This window comes from Paenibacillus sp. SYP-B3998, from assembly GCF_010820665.1.
Taxonomy (GTDB): domain Bacteria; phylum Bacillota; class Bacilli; order Paenibacillales; family NBRC-103111; genus Paenibacillus_E.
The window spans coordinates 1-21,644 of record NZ_JAAIKC010000016.1 but is presented as its reverse complement, the minus strand read 5'-3'; the positions used below and the strand labels follow the sequence as shown (position 1 = coordinate 21,644).

Sequence of the window (21,644 nt, the reverse complement as noted above, 5' to 3'; positions counted from 1 at the left end):
AAATCTATATAAATTAGGGAGGGTCCATATGAATCTTACGAATCAACTGTTTCCTTTGACGCAAGCGCAACAAAGAATTTGGTACATGGAAATGATGAATCCGGGTACGACAGTAAGCATGTTAGCAGGAACTTTGATTATAAAAGGAAACATCGATGTGCTCGTTTTGAAACAAGCGATTCATCGGGTCATTAAAGAAAATGATGCTTTTCGAATCAGAGTAACGTCTGAATACAATCAACCTATGCAATGGTTTGAAGATGAATCCAATATCCATCCTGTCATCGATTATCTGGAAATGGGCAGCCTCACGGAAGCCAATGAATGGTTGTATCATTATTGTCGAGTACCGATAAGTATGTTTGAAACCAATATGTATCACATTGTAGTTTTTAAAATCAATGATAAAGAATGTTGGTTCAATGTGAAAATCAATCATATTATTGCTGACGGCGTTTCCTTGCATCTCATGGCCAATAGCATCATGGAAAATTACATGAAAATTGTAGACGGAGCTATTTCAGCGCCTACACCGAAAAGCACTTATCTTGATTACATTCATGCTGACCAGGAATACGAGAAGTCGGATCGTTACCAAAAAGATAAAGCATACTGGTTGGAGAAATTTGAATCATTGCCTGAAGTCATCGGGATAAAGCCATCGACTCCCTTTTCGATCGATACCAAGGCAGAGCGAATGAGCGTTACTCTCTCCGATGAGCGTTACAAACAATTGAAGACATTTAGCGAGGAGAATAACATTGGTTTGCTCACGATGTTTCTAACCGCATTATACATATTGATTTATAAAATAACTGGGAATGAAGATATTCCTGTCGGCACTGTTTATGCAAATCGCACGTCCAAGAATGAGAAAGAAATGTTCGGGATGTTTGTTAGTACGGTGGCGACCCGATTGTCTTTGGATCCTGAGCAAACACTGCAATCCTTAATCAAGCTTGTATCCAAAGAACAGAAAGCGAATTTACGGCATCAGAAATATCCCTATAACCATCTCATCCAAGATTTAAGAACTAAAGATGCCAATAAAGATATCGAAGATCTTTTTGGCGTGTCTGTTAACTATGCGCCTGTCCATTGGACGCATTACGGTGATTTCTCTGTTCAACAAATTGCTAACTTTTGCGGTCATGAAACGAACGATTTTTTTATGCACATTGAAGATTTCCTTGATGATAAACGCATCTCTATGCATATCGATTATCGCATTCAATTGTTTGAAGAGAGCGAAATAACGCGAATCATTGAACAGGTTCTAATTATTGTTGATCAGTTGTTGGACAATCCTCACCAGTCTGTACGAGAGTTGTCGTTATTGAGCGAAGAAGAGAAACATAAAATTTTGACGCAGTTCAATCCGCAACCGATAGCGCTTTCACTAGAGCGATTGTTTCACCAAAGCTTTGAAGAGCAGGCGGAGCAAAAACCTGAGCACGTGGCCGTCGTCTATATGGACAAGCAGTTCACTTACAGGGAATTGAATGATCGGGCAAATCAGCTTGCAAGAACGCTTAGAGCCAGAGCTATCGGCAGGGAAGCGATTGTCGGCATACTGGCTGACCGATCGGTGGACATGCTCGTTGGCGTCCTGGCCGTCTGGAAAGCGGGGGGCGCCTATGTGCCGCTTGATCCGGATTATCCGTCCGACCGCATCCAATATATGCTGGAAGATAGTGGTGCTGAGATTCTCTTGACGCAATCGCATTTGAACGATCGCGTACAGGCATGGCTGGAAGATAAGCAGACGCTGCAAATCGTACTCTGTCTTGACGATGAAGAGCTGTATCGCGGAGACAAGACGAACGTGCTCAATATCAACGAGCCGCACGATCTGGCCTACGTCATCTACACCTCAGGTACGACGGGACGACCGAAAGGCGTTATGATCGAACACCATAGTTTTGTGAATACGGCCAATGCTTATCTTCGGGAATACCGATTAGACCAGTTCCCGGTCAGGTTGCTGCAATTGGCCAGCTTCTCCTTCGACGTGTTCGTTGGGGATATCGGGCGAACGCTGTATAACGGCGGAACGATGGTCATTTGTCCCCAAGAGGATCGCATCGACCCGACCCGCTTGTACGGGTGGATTCGAGATTATCAGATTACTGTAATTGAATCGACACCAGCGCTAATCGTGCCGTTCATGGAGCATGTATTCGAGCAGCGTCTGGATATGAGCTCGATGCGTTTGCTGATCACTAGTTCTGATAGCTGCAGCGTGACAGCTTATCGGGTGTTGCAAGAGCGTTATGGCTCGCAGTTCAGAATTATTAACAGCTACGGCGTGACGGAAGCGACGATTGATTCGAGTTACTACGACCAGCCGCTGGAGAATCTGCCGGAGACGGGCAATGTGCCGATCGGCAAGGCGTGGTTAAACACCAGTTTCTATATCGTAGATGCGCAGATGAATCCCGTTCCGATAGGGATGTTGGGGGAATTGTGTATCGGTGGAGCAGGCGTGGCTCGGGGGTATTTGAACCGTCCAGAGCTGAACGAAGGGAAGTTCGTGCCTAACCCGTTCGTGCTTGGCGAGCGATTGTACCGCACAGGCGACTTGTCCCGCTGGATGGAGGACGGCAACGTCGATTTTATCGGACGGATCGATTATCAGGTTAAAATTCGGGGTTTTCGCATTGAATTAGGGGAAATTGAAGCGGCGATGCTGCGTTTTGCAAGCGTGAAACAAGCGGTAGTGATCGACAAGACAGACGAGCGCGGGCAAAAATATTTAGTGGGTTACGCTGCTGCCGAAGAAACGCTCAAGCTCGAAGAACTGCAAGCTTTTATCAAACAAACGTTGCCGGCACATATGGTACCGTCGCGATTTATGCGTCTCCCGCAGCTACCTCTAACGTCGAATGGAAAAGTCGACCGTAAGGCGCTGCCAACTCCGGATGGAAGCTTGCAAACGGGAACGGACTATGTATCGGCTCGTACATCGCTGGAAGGCGAGTTGGTACGAATCTGGCAAGAAGTGCTGGGTCTTGAGAAGATCGGTGTGAAGGACAACTTCTTTGATATTGGCGGCCATTCCTTGCGTGCAACGATATTGATGGGCAAGGTAAATAAAGAGATACATGTCCAGCTTTCTCTGCGGGACGTGTTCCGTTTCCCTACGATCGAAGAATTGGCGCAAGTAATTAGCGGAATGGAACAACATGCGTACAGCTCCATTCCTTTGGTTGGAGAAAGAGAGTACTATGCGGTTTCTTCAGCTCAGAAGAGGCTGTATGTTCTGCATCAACTTGAAGGTGCGGAGATGAGCTACAACATGCCGGGTGTGATGCAGCTCGAAGGGGCAGTTGATCGTGAACGGATTGAAGCTGCCTTCCAGAGGCTGATTGCGCGCCACGAAACACTGCGCACTGGTTTTGAGATGGTGAACGGGGAACTGATGCAGCGAATACAGCAGGATGTGGGCTTTGAGGTCGCGTATACACAGGCAAACAGGGAGGAAGCCGGGGAAATTGTGCGTGCATTTGTTCGAACGTTTGACCTGAGCAAACCGCCATTGATGCGAATAGGCCTGATCGAATTGTCGAAAGATCAGCATCTCTTGTTGTTTGACATGCACCACATCATCTCCGATGGTGTCTCGCTCGGGATTCTTATAGATGAATTTTCTCGTACGTACAACGGAGAAGAACTGACGCCTTTACGCATTCAGTATAAGGACTATGCCGCCTGGCAATTGTCCGAAGGGCAGAAGGATCATATGAAACAGCAGGAAGCATACTGGCTGGATATGTTCAGCGGGGAGTTGCCTGTACTGGAAATGCCAACGGATTATGCGCGTCCTGCTGTGCAGAAGTACCAAGGAAATGTGCATCCATTCCTTATTGATTTGCAAAAGACCGAGGCCTTGAACCGAATTGCGGCCGAAACCAGATCGACATTGTATATGGTATTGCTAGCGGCTTATACGATCTTGCTCCATAAATACACGGGTCAGGAAGACGTCATCGTGGGCACGCCTATTGCAGGAAGAACCCATGAGGATCTACAACCGCTCATCGGGATGTTCGTAGGTACGCTAGCCATTCGCAGTTATCCGAATGCAGAGAAAACATTCCTGTCTTATCTGGAGGAAGTCAAGGAAACGACTTTGGGAGCATTCGAGAACCAGAGCTATATGTTTGAAGAACTGGTGGAGAATTTGCACGTGGTCAGAGATTTAAGCCGAAATCCAATCTTTGACACCGTGTTTGCCTTGCAAAATACGGAAAACGAGGAATTTCATGTCGAAGGACTTGCGTTGAAACCGTTCCCTAGAGAACATACGGTGGCGAAGTTTGATCTGAGTTTGGAGGCGACAGAAGGGACAGAGGGTTTGGCGTGCAGCTTTGAATATGCCACTTCTTTATATAAGCAGGAAACGGTAGAACGGATGGCGCTGCACTACGAGCAATTGCTCACGGCGATTGCGGATGCTCCTGAGGCAACGCTTGCTGCGCTTGTCATCTTGACTGCGGATGAGAAAGAACAAATTCAGCACACATTTAACGATACGGCAGCGGAGTACTCATCCGATAAAACGATTCATCAACTGATTGAAGAGCAGGTGGAACGTACCCCGGATGCGGTGGCAGTTGTGTTCGAGGACAAACAGTTGACGTACCGCGAGCTGAACGAACGCGCGAACGGTTTGGCTCGAACATTAAGAGCTGAGGGCTTGCAAGTAGATGAGCCTGTTGGAATCATGATCCCACGCTCTCTAGAAATGATTGTGAGTATACTTGCTGTCTTAAAAGCTGGTGGCGCTTATGTGCCAATTGATCCCGAATATCCGGAAGAACGGATTCGCTATATGCTGGAAGACTCCGGAGCGAAATTGTTATTGTTGCAACATCATTTGCAGGATCAACCTTCTTTTGCTGGAAAAATCGTGGCGCTGGATGACGAGCGGGTTTACGGTGAAGATGGCTCGAATCTGGAGTCGGTTGCAGGACCGAATCATTTGGCTTACGTAATTTATACGTCTGGAACGACAGGTTTGCCCAAAGGGGTGATGTTGGAGCATCGAGGGCTGTGCAGTCTGAAGCTTATGTTTGCGGAAACTTTGCAAATCAGCGACCAGGATCGGATCGTACAATTCGCCAGCTTGTCTTTCGACGCGTCTTGTTGGGAAATTTTCAAAGCTCTATTCTTTGGCGCGACGTTATATATTCCTACTGCTGCCACGATTTTGGATTACCATTTATTCGAAACATTTATGAATGATAATCGGATCACAGCGGCTATTTTGCCTCCTACTTATGCAACCTATTTGAACCCAAATAACATGCCGAGCTTTAAAAAATTGATCACGGGAGGTTCCGCCTCCTCGGTCGAGTTCGTTGAGCAGTGGAAAGACAGCGTGATGTATTTTAATGCCTATGGACCGACAGAAGCCTCGATCGTTACGTCGATCTGGACAGCTTCCCCAAACAATGTCTGCCACAACCCGGTTCCCATTGGGCGTCCTATTCACAATCATCACATCTATATTGTGGATGCTTATGATCAATTATTGCCTGTCGGTGTAGCTGGAGAATTGTGCATTGCAGGAGTAGGTGTGGCACGAGGCTACTTAAACCGTCCGGAGCTAACGGTGGAGAAGTTTGTAGACAGTCCTTTTGTGCCGGGAGAACGAATGTATAGAACAGGCGACTTGGCAAGGTGGTTGCCAGATGGAAATATCGAATACTGGGGACGGATCGACCAACAAGTGAAAATTCGCGGTTACCGGATTGAACTTGGCGAGGTGGAAGATAAGGTCTTGAAAGTCGCGTCCGTTCAAGAGGCAGTCGTCATCGCTCGCGAGGACGAAAGCGGCCAGAAGGTACTCTGCGCGTACTTCGTCGCAGTCAGCGAACTTACAGTGAATGAACTGAGAGGCGCGTTGTCGCAAGAGCTGCCTGGTTACATGATCCCGTCCTATTTTGTGCAGCTGGAGCGGATGCCATTAACGCAGAATGGAAAGGTTGACCGTAAAGCGCTGCCTGCTCTGCAAGGAAACGTGCAAATCAGAGGTGAGTATGTCGCGCCTCGCACCGAGCTGGAGAAGACGCTTGCAGCCGTGTGGCAGGCCGTATTGGGTGCAGAGCGTGTCGGTGTTACGGATCACTTCTTCGAGCTTGGCGGCGATTCGATCAAATCGATTCAAGTATCTTCTAGATTGCATCAGGCTGGTTACAAACTGCAAATCCGCGATTTGTTCAAATATCCGACTATTGCTCAGCTGAGTCTGTATGTTCAATCGGTTGCGAGAATGGCCGATCAGGGCGAAGTGACTGGAGAGGTAGCGCTGCTGCCGATTCAGAAATGGTTCTTCGAGCAGCAGTTTGCCGACCCGCATCACTTTAATCAATCGCTCATGCTGCATCGGAGGGAAGGGTTCGTCGAAGCGGCAATACATAAGGTGATGCAGAAGGTAACGGAGCATCACGATGCGCTGCGGATGGTGTTTCGCATGGCTGACAACGGCGAGTATATCGGATGGAACCGAGGAATCGCCGAAGGCGAGCTTTACAACCTGGAAGTGGTGGATTTCAGGGGAGAAGCGAAGCTCGAACAGGCCATCGAAGCGAAAGCAAACGAGATTCAGAGCCGGATGAATCTGGAGGCGGGTCCGCTGGTGAAGGCTGGGCTGTTCCAGTGTACGGAAGGGGATCATTTGCTGATCGCCATTCATCACAGCGTGATCGACGGCGTATCGTGGCGGATTTTGCTGGGAGATATCGCAAGCGGATACGAACAAGCCGTTCAGGGTAAAGAGATTCGCCTGCCAGCGAAGACCGATGCGTACCGAACGTGGTCCGGGCAGCTTGCGGCGTATGCGCAAAGTACGACGATAGCGGACGAACGGGCGTATTGGGAGCGCATCGGGCAAATCGAAACGAAGCCGCTGCCTAAGGATCTGGAAGCGGAGCATTCCTTGCAGCAGTATAGCGAATCCATTGTCATTCAGTGGAACCGAGTGGAAACGGAGCAGCTGCTCAAGCAAGTACACAGGGCGTATAACACGGAAATGAACGACATTCTGTTAACGGCGCTAGGGATGGCTATACAGAAGTGGAGCGGACATGATCGCGTGTTGGTCAATCTGGAAGGGCACGGACGCGAATCCATCCTGACGGATATCGACATTACGCGCACCGTGGGATGGTTTACGAGCCAGTATCCAGTGATGCTGGAGATGGAGCCAGACAGAAGCTTGTCCTATCAGATCAAGAAGGTGAAGGAAGATTTGCGCCAGATTCCGAACAAGGGAATCGGGTATGGCCTATGCAGATACTTGTCTGAGCAAGCGGACGAGGGCGTATGGGGTGCAATGCCGGAAATCAGTTTCAACTATCTGGGGCAGTTCGATCAAGATTTGCAAAACAATGAGATGGGAATATCGAATTATTCGAGCGGCGCGGAATGGAGCGGCAGGCAAACCCGCAACTACCTGCTTGACATCAACGGCATGATCGCGGATGGATTGTTGTCGCTTAGCCTTAGTTACAGCGTGAAGGAATATCAGAGAGAGACGATGGAGAACTTGGCTGGATGGCTGCAAGAGAGTCTTCAGGAGATCGTCAAGCATTGTGCAGCGAAAGAACGGACAGAACTGACGCCTAGCGACGTTTCCCTCAAGGGACTGAGCTTGAAGGATCTGGAGCTGATTGCGGAACAAACGCAGCATATTGGGGAAATCGAGAATATCTACACGCTAACGCCGATGCAAAAGGGCATGTGGTTCCATAACGAGATGGACCGTCACACGAGTGCGTATTTTGAACAAACTCGTATTATCATGCATGGAATTCTCGATGCCGATGTGTTTGCCCAAAGTTGGAACTCGTTGGCGGCCCGACATGTTGTATTACGGACGAATTTTTACAGCGGTTTGAATGGGGAGCCTCTGCAAATTGTATACCGAAGCAAGCAGATTGGATTCGCTTATGAAGATTTGAGCGATAGACAGGAAGATGAGCGCCAAGCGCATATCGAGAACATGGCGATAGCGGATAAGCTGCGGGGATTCGATCTCGAGCAGGGTGAGTTGATGCGCGTAACGGTGGTGCGGATCTCAGAAGAAAGCCATTTGGTGCTCTGGAGCTCCCACCACATTTTGATGGACGGTTGGTGTTTGCCGCTAATTGCCAAGGAATTGCTTGAGACGTACAACGTATACATGGAGCATGGTCACGTTGAACAGGCAGTTGGGCCTTCTTACAGTCAATACATCGAGTGGTTGGAAAAGCAGGACGGGGAAGCGGCATCCGCTTATTGGGCCGAGTACCTGGCAGGTTACGATGGGCAGACAGTACTACCGCAGGGGAAATCGAAAGGGTCAGATGAAGCGTACGTATCGGAGCATGTCGTTTGCGAATTAGATAAGAGTTTGAGCGGACAGATGAATCGGGTGGCGCAGCAGCGTCAGGTAACCCTGAATACGTTGATGCAAGCGGCATGGGGCGTCGTGTTGCAAAAATATAACGGCACCAGCGATGTGGTATTCGGCAGTGTCGTATCGGGAAGACCTGCGGAAATCAGCGGAATTGAAGAGATGATCGGTTTATTTATTAATACGGTACCGGTTCGCATCTCGTGCGATTCGGATGCGAGCTTCGCAGACGTGATAGGAAGGCTGCAAAAGCAGGCGCTGGATTCCGGCAACTTCGACTACTATCCGTTGTATGAGATTCAGGCGCAAAGCGCGCAAAAGCAGGATTTGATCAACCACATCATCGTGTTCGAGAACTATCCTATGGACGAGCAGATCATGCAAGCCGGAACCGATCATAGCGGAAAACTGACGATCGTGGATGTCCAAATTGCGGAACAAACGAACTACGACTTCAATCTGACGGTTTTCCCCGGAGAAGCGATTCACCTTCTCCTGGATTACAACGCACAGGTGTTTGATCGCGCGACCATAGAACGGTTGAAGGGACATCTGGTGTATGTGCTCGAACAAATTGTGGATAATCCGCAAGTTGCTGTGGGCGAACTGGAACTGACGACAGCAGCGGAAAAGACAGAGATCATAGATGTGTTCAACGACACGGCAGCGGACTATCCGCGTGATCAGACGATTCATCAGCTGTTCGAGGAGCAGGCGGAGCGCAACCCGGAAGCGGTGGCGGTTGTTTTTGAGGATGAGCAGCTCACGTATCGGGAATTAAACGAGCGAGCCAATCGGTTGGCGAGAACGTTGCGAGACAGAGGGGTACAGGCAGATCAGTTAGTGGGCATAATGGTCGAGCGTTCATTTGAAATGATGGTTGGCATTATGGCGATCTTGAAAGCGGGCGGGGCTTACGTCCCCATTGATCCGGAATACCCGGAAGAGCGTATCAGTTATATGTTGGAAGATTCTGGGGCAAATCTATTAGTGCTACAGCGTCATCTGCAGGATCGTGTGTCTTATACGGGAGAACTCGTGCTGCTGGAAGATGAACAAAGCTACCACAAAGACGGTTCCAACCTAGAGCCATTAGCAGGACCTGATCATCTGGCGTACGTGATCTATACATCAGGATCGACTGGCATGCCAAAGGGCGTTATGGTGGAACACCGATCGGTTGTCCACATTTTAAGTCAACTGGAGAACGAATACCCGATGTTAGCGGACGACGGGTATCTGTTAAAGACAACGTATACGTTCGATGTGTCCGTGGCAGAGCTGTTCGGATGGTTTGTCGGTAAGGGGAAACTGGTTGTTTTGCCGCAAGGTCAGGAGAAAGATCCTGCTTCTTTATTAAAGGCGCTAGAGGAGAAACAAATTACACATGTGAATTTTGTCCCCTCAATGTTTAGCGCATTATTAAACGATTTGAGGGAAACAGATCCTGCGAAATTCCAATCGCTCAAATATATTTTTGTTGCCGGAGAGGCGCTGCCGGCCAAATTGGTGGAAGAGCATCACAAGTTACCGTGGAAAACTAAATTGGAGAATATCTACGGACCTACGGAATCGACGATTTATGCTACCAAGTATGCAACGGGCTTAGGATTAGGAGGAATGGCAAACGTTCCTATCGGAAGGCCGCTAGGGAATGTACAAGCGTGGATCGTGGATCGCGCATCCCGTCTGCAGCCTATCGGAGTGGCAGGCGAGTTGTGTCTTGGAGGAGAGGGAGTGGCTAGAGGCTATTTCAATCGTCCGGAACTGAGCGCAGAGAAGTTTGTGGATAACCCGTTTGCAGCAGGAGAGCGGATGTATCGAACGGGCGATTTGGCAAGATGGCTGCCAGATGGAAATATTGAATATTTAGGACGGATCGACCATCAGGTGAAAATTCGCGGTTACCGGATTGAACTTGGCGAGGTGGAAGCCCAAGTCTTGAAAGTCGCGTCCGTACAAGAGGCAGTCGTCATAGCGCGTGAAGACGCAGATGGGCAGAATCAGCTGTGCGCTTACTTCGTGGCCGAGCGCGAGCTTACGGTCAGCGACCTGAAAAGTGTGTTGTCGCAAGAACTGCCGGGTTATATGATTCCATCGTACTTCGTACAACTGGCGCGGATGCCGTTAACGCCGAACGGGAAAATAGACCGTAAGGCGCTGCCTGCTCCTGAAGGCAGCGTGCATACAGGTGGGGAGTATATGGCTCCGCATACACCGTTGGAAGTGAAGCTGGCGCGCATTTGGCAGGAAGTGCTCGGGCTGGAGAAGGTCGGGGTAAGGGACAACTTCTTCGATCTTGGCGGACACTCCTTGCGTGCAACGACGTTGGTTAGCAAGATGCATCAGGAATTGAATGTCAGTGTACCACTGAGAGACGTTTTCCGCTTCTCTACGATCGAGGAATTGGCGCAGCGTGTGAGTGGTATGGAACAAGCAGCGTATACATCGATTCCACTTATCGAAGAGAGCGATTATTATCCAGTTTCCTCGGCCCAAAAGAGGTTGTACATCCTGCATCAAATCGAAGGAGCGCAGATGAGCTATAACCTCCCGTCTGTGACGCAAATCGAAGGATTACTTGATCGTAAGCAGTTCGAGGATACGTTCCGGGGGCTGATTGCGCGTCACGAGACATTGCGCACGGGGTTTGAACTGGTGAATGGCGAACCGATGCAGCGAGTATACCGGGAAGTGGATTTTACGGTGGACTATGTGCAGGCTAGCCCCCTAGAAGCAATGGAAGTTGTGCGCGGATTTGTTCGCGCGTTTGACCTTACGAAGCCACCGCTCTTACGCGTAGGCTTGATAGAGCTTGCGCAGGATCGCCATATCCTGATGTTTGACATGCATCACATCGTCTCCGATGGCGTGTCCATGGGGATTCTGATGGAAGAATTTGTCCGCTTGTATAGCAGAGAGGAACTAACGCCGCTTCGTCTTCAGTACAAGGATTATGCCGCATGGCAGCTGTCCGAAGTGCAGATGGATAAGATGAAAAAACAGGAAGCGTACTGGTTGGATATGCTGGGTGGAGAGCTGCCTGTATTGGAAATGCCGGTGGATTATGCACGTCCTGCTGTTAAAAGATACGATGGAAATTCACTCCAGTTCTTTCTAGATTCGCAGAAGAGCGCGGGATTGAATCGGATTGCGGCAGAAACCGGATCGACGTTGTACATGGTGTTATTAGCCGCCTATACGACGCTGCTGCATAAGTACACAGGACAAGAAGACATCATTGTGGGAACGCCGATTGCGGGAAGAACGCACCGAGACTTGCAACCGCTGATCGGGATGTTCGTGAATACGCTCGTCATCCGCCATTATCCGGCTGCTGAGAAAACGTTCCTCTCTTATCTGGAAGAAGTCAAGGAAACGACATTTGGGGCCTATGCCCATCAGGAGTATCCGTTTGAAGAATTGGTAGATAAATTAAACGTAGCTAGAGATTTGAGTCGTAATCCGCTCTTTGACGCGATGTTTGTTCTACAAAACACGGAGAACAAGGAATTGAATCTGCAAGGGCTTGGCATGAAGCCATACCCGAGGGAACATACCGTGTCGAAATTTGATCTGAGCCTGGATGTGACAGAAGAGAAAGACGGCTTGGCATGTAACTTTGAATATGCGATTTCTTTGTTTAAGCCGGAAACGGCAGCACGCATGGTGAAGCACTTCGAGCAATTGATCCAGGCCATTGTGGACACACCTGAGGCAACACTTGCAACGCTTGGCATGCTGACTGCGGAAGAGAAGACGGAGCTTGTCACCGCGTTCAACGATACGGCAGCAGACTATCCGCGGGAGAAGACGATTCATCGGATGTTCGAGGAGCAGGTGGAGCGCAACCCAGAAGCGATGGCGGTCGTGTTCGAAGAAGCGCATCTTACGTACCGCGAATTGAACGAGCGGGCGAACCAATTGGCGCGAACGCTGCGCGAAGCAGGCGTAGAAGCGGATCAGCTCGTCGGCATCATGACTGAGCGTTCGCTTGCCATGATGGTAGGTACCATGGCGATTCTGAAAGCTGGCGGGGCCTATGTGCCGATCGATCCAGAGTTCCCGGAAGAGCGGATCCGCTACTTGCTGGAGGATTCGGGAGCGAAGCTGCTCTTGGTGCAGGGCCATTTGCAAGAGAGCGTGTCGCGCGCATCGTTTGCAGGCACTGTGCTGAACTTGGATGACGAGGATGCCTACCATCCTGACGGCTCGAATCTGGCTAACGTTAACAACGCGGGAGATGCGGCCTATGTCATCTATACGTCAGGAACGACGGGACGACCGAAAGGGGTTGTGGTCGAGCACGGTTCGGTCATTAACCGCTTGATGTGGATGCAGAAGCAATACGCGATTGGCGAAGGGGACACGATCCTGCAGAAAACGGCCATCACGTTCGACGTATCCGTGTGGGAGCTGTTCTGGTGGGCTTTCATAGGCGCCAAAGTATGTCTGCTGCCTGTTGGTGGGGAAAAGAGCCCTGCTGCGATTGTGGAAACCATCGCACGCGGGCATATCAGCACAATGCATTTTGTGCCATCAATGCTGCACGCCTTCTTGGAGTACGTGGAGCAGCAGCCAGAGCAGGAGCTGAGAAGCAAGCTGTCAACGCTGCGGCAAGTGTTTACGAGCGGTGAAGCGTTGATCGCTACGCAGGTGGAGAGATTCTATCGTTATATCGCGCCAGTGAATGGAGCGCGGCTCATTAACCTGTACGGGCCTACGGAAGCGACTGTGGATGTGACATATTTCGACTGTCAGGCCGATCAGGTGTACAGCAGCGTACCGATTGGGAAACCGATCGACAACACGCAAATCTATATCGTGGGCAGCGAAAACCAATTGCAGCCGATTGGCGTGGCAGGGGAATTATGCATCGCAGGCGTGGGACTGGCGAGAGGGTACTTGAACCGTCCCGAGCTGACGGCAGAGAAGTTCGTGTCCATCCCGTTTGCGGAGGGCGAGCGGATGTACCGAACGGGCGACTTGGCCAGATGGATGCCAGATGGCAACATCGAGTACTTAGGCCGGATCGACCATCAGGTGAAAATTCGCGGATACCGCATCGAGATCGGGGAAGTGGAAGCGCAGCTGCTGAAAATAGCAGGCGTTCGGGAAACGGTCGTCGTCGCCCGCGAGGACGAAAGCGGTCAGAAGGCGCTGTGCGCATACTTCGTCGCGGACAGCGAGCTCACGGTGGGCGCGCTCAGGGATGCGCTGTCGCAAGAGCTGCCGGGATACATGATCCCGTCGTATTTTGTACAGCTGGCGCAGATGCCGTTATCGGCAAACGGCAAGCTCGACCGCAAGGCGCTGCCGATGCCGGAAGGAAGCATCCATACGGGAGGCGAGTATGTCGCGCCTCGCACCGAGCTGGAGAAGACGCTTGCAGCTGTTTGGCAGGCCGTGTTGGGCGCAGAACGTGTCGGAGTGACGGACCACTTCTTCGAGCTGGGTGGCGATTCGATCAAATCGATTCAGGTATCTTCCAGATTGCATCAAGCTGGTTACAAGCTGGAAATCCGCGATTTGTTCAAATATCCGATCATCGCGCAGCTGGTCTTGCATGTTCAGCCTGTAGCGAGAATGGCCGATCAGGGCGAAGCGACTGGAGAGGCAGTGCTGCTGCCGATTCAGAAATGGTTCTTTGAGCAGCAGTTTGCCGATCCGCATCACTTCAATCAATCGGTCATGCTGTATCGGAAGGAAGGATTCGACGAAGGGGTGATCCGCAAGGTGATGCAGAAGGTAACGGAGCATCACGATGCGCTGCGGATGGTGTTCCGCATGGCGGACAACGGCGAGCATATCGGATGGAACCGAGGCATCGCCGAGGGCGAGCTTTACAGCCTGGAAGTGGTGGATTTCAGAGGAGAAGCGGCGCTTGAACAGGCCATCGAAGCGAAAGCAAACGAGATTCAAAGCCGTATGAATCTGGAGACGGGTCCGCTGGTGAAGGCTGGGCTGTTCCAGTGTGCGGACGGGGATCATTTGCTGATCGTCATTCATCACGGCGTGATCGACGGTGTATCGTGGCGGATTTTGCTGGAAGATATCGCAAGCAGCTATGAGCAAGCCGTGCAGGGCGAAGAGATCCGCCTGCCAGCGAAGACCGATGCGTACCGCACATGGTCCGAGCAGCTTGCGGCGTATGCGCAAAGCGCGGTGATAGCGGACGAACGGGCGTACTGGGAGCGCATCGGGCAAATCGAAACGAAACAGCTGCCTAAGGATCTGGAAGCGGAGCATTCCTTGCAGCGGGATAGTGAATCCATTGTTATTCAGTGGAGCCGAGAAGAAACGGAGCAGCTGCTCAAGCAAGTACACCGGGCGTATAACACGGAGATGAATGACATTCTGTTAACGGCGCTAGGGATGGCTGTACAGAAATGGAGCGGTCACGAGCGTTTACGGGTCAACCTGGAAGGGCACGGACGCGAATCTATCCTAACGGATATCGATATCACGCGCACCGTGGGATGGTTGACAAGTGAGTATCCAATAGTGCTTGAGATCCAAGCTGGCCAAAGCTTATCCCATTGGATCAAGAAGGTGAAGGAAGATTTGCGTCAGATCCCGAACAAGGGGATCGGATATGGCCTATGCCGATATTTATCCGAGAATGCGGATTCAGCTGTATGGGGGAGAGCGTCCGAAATTCGCTTTAACTATTTAGGACAGTTCGATCAAGATTTGCAAAACAATGACCTGGAACTCTCGCCTTATTCGAGCGGGGCAGAAATGAGCGGTTTACAAGCGCGTAAGTTTTTGCTAGACATCAATGGGATGATTACAGAAGGCTCGTTGTCGCTCAATCTGAGCTATAACGGGGAGGAATATCAAAGAGAGACGATGGAAGATTTGGCTGCATGGCTGCAGGAAAGTCTCCAAGCGATCATCGCGCATTGTGCAGCGAAAGAGCTTGCGGAATTAACGCCGAGCGATGTTTTACTCAAGGGACTAGATGTAGAAGAACTAGAGCGAATTGTAGAACGAACACGTGACAGGGGGGAAATCGAAAACATCTACACGCTGACGCCGATGCAAAAGGGCATGTGGTTCCACAGCAGGTTGGATCAGCATACAGGAGCCTATTTCGAACAAACGCGGTTCACCTTGCAAGGAACGCTCGATGTGGAACAGTTCGCCAATAGTTGGCATGCATTAGCTGCACACCATGCTGTGCTACGGACGAACTTCTACAGGGATTCGAGCGGGGAACCCCTGCAAATCGTGTACCGGGACAAGCAGAGTGGATTCGTTGGATTCGCTTATGAAGATTTGCGCGATGTGCAGGAAGGCGAGCGGAACGCGTCCATCGAGCGCTTGGCGAAAGCAGATAAGGCGCGGGGATTTGATCTGGAGCAGGATGAACTGATGCGCGTAACGGTGGTACGTACTGGAGAAGAAAGCTACCTGGTGATCTGGAGCTCCCACCACATTCTAATGGACGGTTGGTGCTTGCCGCTGGTCGCCAAAGAATTATTTGAAACGTATGCTGCGTACGCGCAGCAAATTCATCCCGAGCAAACAGCTGTGCCTCCCTACAGTCAATATATCGAGTGGCTGGAGAAGCAGGATGGGGAAGCGGCGTCCAGATATTGGGCTGAGTATTTGGCCGGTTACGATGGGCAGTCTGTGCTGCCGCAAAGGAAAGCGCAAGGAAGAAGCGACGAGTATGCTGCAGAACACGTCGTGTGCAAGTTGGATAAAAACTTCAGCGGACGAATGAGCCGGGTGGCGAAGCAGCATCAGGTGACGCTGAATACGTTCATGCAAGCGGCATGGGGCGTTCTGCTACAGAAGTATAACGGAACGGGCGATGTGGTATTCGGTAGCGTCGTATCGGGAAGACCAGCAGAAATACCGGGAATTGAAGAGATGATCGGGTTATTTATTAACACGATACCGGTTCGCGTGTCGTGCGAGGCGGGGGCGAGCTTTGCCGAGGTGATGGGCAGCCTGCAAAGACAGGCACTGGATTCCGGTAGCTACGATTACTATCCGCTGTTCGAGATCCAGGCTCAAAGCGCACAAAAGCAAGATCTGATCAACCACGTCATGGTGTTCGAGAACTATCCTGTCGAAGAACAGATGGAGAAGGCTGGAAGCCAGAATGATGGCGGAAATCTGACGATTACGGACGTCCAGGTGGCAGAACAAACGAACTATGACTTTAACCTGATGATCGTTCCTGGCGAAGAGATTGCGATTCGCTTCGATTACAATGCACACGTGTTTGATCGTACGACCGTAGAACGGTTGAAGGGGCATCTGGTGCATGTGCTCGAACAGATCGTGACGAATCCGCAAGTGGCCGTGCGAGAGCTGGAGTTGGCAACCGCAGCCGAGAAGCTAGAGATTATGGACGTGTTTAATGACACGGCAGCGGACTATCCACGGGAGAAGACAATCCATCAGCTGTTCGAGGAGCAGGTCGAGCGGAACCCAGAGGCGCCAGCGGTTGTGTTTGAGGACAAACAATTGACGTACCGGGAATTGAACGAGCGGGCGAATCGTTTGGCGCGAACGCTGCGCGATGCGGGCGTACAGGCGGATCAACTCGTAGGCATTATGACCGAGCGTTCGCTTGACATGGTCGTTGCTATTATGGCGACCTTGAAGGCCGGAGGGGCTTACGTTCCGATCGATCCCGAATATCCAGAGGAGCGCATTCGCTACATGCTGGAAGATTCAGGAGCGCAGTTGGTATTGCTGCAGCGCCATTTGCAGGAGCATGTAGATTATGCCGGGAACCTTGTGGTGCTCGAAGACGAGCATGCTTACAGCGAGGATGGCTCGAATCTGGAACTGGTCACGGAGCCGAATCATTTGGCTTATGTAATCTATACGTCAGGCACGACAGGCAAGCCAAAAGGAGTTATGGTCGAGCATCGCGGGTTGTGCAGTTTGAAGCGAATGTTTGAGGAAACGTTGCAAATGAACGCTCAGGACAGAATTGTGCAATTCGCTAGCTTCTCATTTGATGCGTCGTGCTGGGAAACTTTCCAGGCGTTGTTCTTTGGCGCTACCTTATACATCCCTACGGCTGAGACGGCCCAAGATTATCGTTTATTCGAAAGCTATGTGAACAAAAATGGTATTACGACGGGGACCTTACCTCCGAACTATGCCATCTACTTGAATCCAACTAACATGCCAAGCTTCAAGAAGCTGGTTACGGCAGGATCGGCCTCTTCCGCAGAGTTAATTCAGCTCTGGAAAGACAAAGTGATGTATTTTAACGCCTATGGACCTACGGAAGATTCGGTATGCACAACGATTTGGGCGAATTCATCAGAAGCTTGCGATCAGGAGTGCGTTTCTATCGGTCGTCCCATTCATAATCATCGCATTTACATGTTGGATTCATTTGGTCAGCTGCTGCCAATCGGGGTGGCGGGAGAGCTGTGCATCGCAGGCGTGGGGCTGGCGAGAGGGTACCTGAACCGTCCCGAGCTGACGGCAGAGAAGTTCGTGCCCATCCCGTTTGCGGAGGGCGAGCGGATGTACCGAACGGGTGACTTGGCCAGATGGATGCCAGATGGCAACATCGAGTACTTAGGCCGGATCGACCATCAGGTGAAGATTCGCGGATACCGCATCGAGATCGGGGAAGTGGAAGCGCAGCTGCTGAAAATAGCAGGCGTTCGGGAAACGGTTGTCATCGCCCGCGAGGACGAGAGCGGCCAGAAGGCGCTGTGCGCGTACTTCGTCGCGGACAGCGAGCTCACAGTGGGCGCGCTCAGGAATGCGCTGTCGCAAGAGCTGCCAGGGTATATGATCCCGTCGTACTTCATACAGATGGGGCGGATGCCGCTTACACCTAATGGAAAGCTCGACCGCAAGGCGCTGCCGGCGCCGGAAGGAAGCATCCATATGGGAGGCGAGTATGTCGCGCCTCGCACCGAACTGGAAGCTGGACTGGCAATCATCTGGCAAGAGGTGCTTGGACTGGCGAAGGTCGGCGTGAAGGACAACTTCTTCGAAATCGGGGGACACTCCTTGCGCGCCACCACATTGGTCAGTAGGGTGCACAAGGAAATGGGTGTCAGTGTTCCGCTGCGGGACGTGTTCCGTTTCCCTACGGTGGAAGGACTGGCTCAAGTTATGAACGAGACGAAGCAGATGACGTACAGTGTTATTCCGCAGGCTGCCGATCAGGCGTACTACCCGGTTTCCTCCGCCCAGAAGAGGCTGTACATTTTGCATCAATTGGAAGGCGCGGAGCTGAGCTACAACATGCCGCAAATGATGCTGCTCGAAGGATCGCTCGATAGGGATCGCTTGGAGAGGGCGTTCCGCGGACTGATCGCGCGTCATGAGGCACTGCGCACCGGCTTTGAAATGGTGGATGGCGAACCGATGCAGCGCATACACCAGGAAGTGGATTTCGCGGTCGCCTATATGCAGGCGAGCGTGGAAGAAGCTCCCGACAGGGTGCGTGGATTCGTTCGCGCGTTCGATCTGGCGAAGCCGCCGCTCTTGCGGGTAGGCCTGATCGCGCTTGCGAAGGAGCGCCACATACTGATGTTTGACATGCATCACATCGTCTCCGACGGAGCATCGATGGGGATTCTCATCAATGATTTTGTTCGCCTATATGGCGGAGAGGAGCTCCAGCCGCTTCGCATTCAGTACAAGGACTATGCGGTGTGGCAGCAGTCCGCAGCGCAGAAGGAGTACCTGCAGCAGGAAGAAGCCTACTGGCTGAAGGCGCTCGGCGGGGAGCTGCCTGTACTGGAAATGCCGACGGACTATGTGCGTCCAGCGGCGCAAAGTTTCGAGGGCGACGTGCTGCCATTTATGATCGATGCTCAGAAGAGCGAGAGATTACGGCGCATGGCGGTGGAAAACGGAGCGACGTTGTACATGGTGCTGTTAGCCGCCTATACGGCGATGCTGCATAAATATACCGGGCAGGAAGACATCATCGTCGGAACGCCGATTGCGGGACGAACGCACGGAGATTTGCAGCCGCTGATCGGCATGTTCGTAGGCACACTGACGATTCGCAGCTATCCAGCAGGAGAGAAATCGTTCCTCTCTTATTTGGAGGAAGTCAAGGAAACGACGCTCAGCGCCTACGAGAACCAGCATTACCCGTTTGAGGAGCTCGTGGAGAACGTGCAAGTAAGGCGGGATATAAGCCGCAACCCGGTGTTCGACACGATGTTTATTCTCCAAAACACGGAACAAGGCGATATGAACATTCATGAGCTGCAGTTCAAGCCGTATGAGAATGAGCATACGGTGGCCAAATTCGACCTGACCTTCCAGGCTGGCGAAGTCGAAGAAGGTATCCTTTGTAGCATCGAGTTTGCAACTGCTTTGTATAAGAAAGAAACCGTGGAGCGGATGGCGGGGCACTTTGAGCAATTGATCGACGCCGTGATCAGCGATCCGCAAGCGAGCCTTGCGCAGCTTCAAATGGTGACGGCAGCGGAGCAGGCGCAGATGATGGACGTGTTCAATGACACGGCAGCGGATTATCCGCGCGAGAAGACGATCCACGAGCTGTTCGAGGAGCAGGCAGATCGCACGCCAGAAGCGACGGCTGTCGACTTCGAGAACCAGCAATTGACGTATCGGGAGCTGAATGCGAGAGCGAATCAGCTGGCGTGGACGCTGAGAGACAGCGGCGTTACGGCGCAGCAGCCTGTCGGCATCATGGTCGACCGCTCCATCGAGATGGTCGTCAGCGTCCTTGCGGTGCTGAAGGCGGGCGGAACGTTCGTGCCGATCGATCCGGAGTACCCGCAAACGCGTATCCATTACATGCTGGCAAGCAGCGGAGCAAGGCTCGTGCTGACGGAGCAGCCGTGGTTTGCGTCGATTCAGCCAGAAGTGGAGAAGATCGATGTTCACGATGCTTCGTTATACGAAGGCCGTGAGGAGAACTTGCCGAACGAAAACGACGCTTCGCATTTGCTTTATATCATCTATACGTCGGGAACGACGGGGAATCCCAAGGGCGTGATGCTGGAGCATCGCAATCTGGCGAACTTATTGCAGTATCAGTTCACGGCAACGAACATCCCGTTCCCGTCGCCTGTTTTGCAGTATGCGTCAGGCAGCTTTGATGTGTGTTATCAGGAGATGTTCTCCGCCTTGCTGTTCGGCGGATGCCTGTGCCTGATTGGCAATGAGGTGCGCAAAGACCCGAAACGATTGTTTGCGCGCATCGAGGAAAGCAAGATCGAGGTGTTGTATCTGCCAGTAGCGTTCCTGAAGTTCATCTTCACCGAAGCGGAGTGGGCCGAGCAATTCCCGCATTGCGTCAGCCACATTATCACGGCTGGCGAGCAGCTTGTCGTGACGCCGCAAATTGAGGCGATCTTGCGAAGCCGAGGCATCCATTTGCACAATCACTACGGCCCGTCGGAAACGCATGTCGTGACAGCGTTCACGATGCAGCCAGAAGCGATTGCGGCTGGGCTTCCGCCGATTGGCAAGCCGATTGCCAATACGAAGCTGTACATTTTGGACGAGGGGCTACAGGTGCAGCCTATCGGAATCGGCGGGGAGTTGTACGTATCCGGGGATTGCGTGGGACGCGGCTATTGGGGTCGTCCCGATTTGACGGACGAAAAGTTTGTGAAGAACCCGTTTGCGCCAGAGGAGCGGATGTACCGAACGGGAGATTTGGCGAGATGGCTGCCAGATGGCAACATCGAGTACCTGGGCCGGATTGACCACCAAGTGAAGATTCGGGGCTTCCGCATCGAGCTAGGGGAAGTGGAGGCGCAGCTGCTGAAAGTGGCGGGACTGCACGAAGCGACAGTGCTAGCGCTGGAGGACGAAGCCGGGCAGAAGCAGCTGTGCGCATACTTCGTGGCGGAAGCGGCGCTGACGGCGGGCGAGCTGCGAGGCGCGTTGTCGCAGGAACTGCCGGGGTATATGATCCCGTCGTACTTTGTGCAGCTGGCAAGCATGCCGCTGACGCAGAACGGGAAGATCGACCGAAGGGCGCTGCCGGCACCAGAGGCGAACAAGCAGACGGGAGCGGAATTCGTAGCGCCTCGCACCCGCCTGGAAGCCCAGCTGGCGCGCATCTGGCAAGAGGTGCTCAGCTTGCCGAGCGCCAGCGTGAAGGACAACTTCTTCGATCTCGGCGGACACTCGCTGCGGGCGACGACGCTAGTGAGCAAGCTGTACAAGGAGCTGGGCGTGAATTTGCCGCTGCGTGACGTGTTCCGCTATCCGACGATAGAGGAGATGGCGCAGGCCATCGGGGGGATGG

1 protein-coding gene is annotated in these 21,644 nt (G+C 52.0%); it reads left to right on the top strand.

All coding sequences use genetic code 11. The features are described 5' to 3' along the window. Window positions 1–28: 28 nt before the first annotated feature. On the top strand, window positions 29–21,644 hold a 21,616-nt coding region (locus GK047_RS25520), incomplete at its 3' end, for a non-ribosomal peptide synthase/polyketide synthase (protein WP_163953055.1).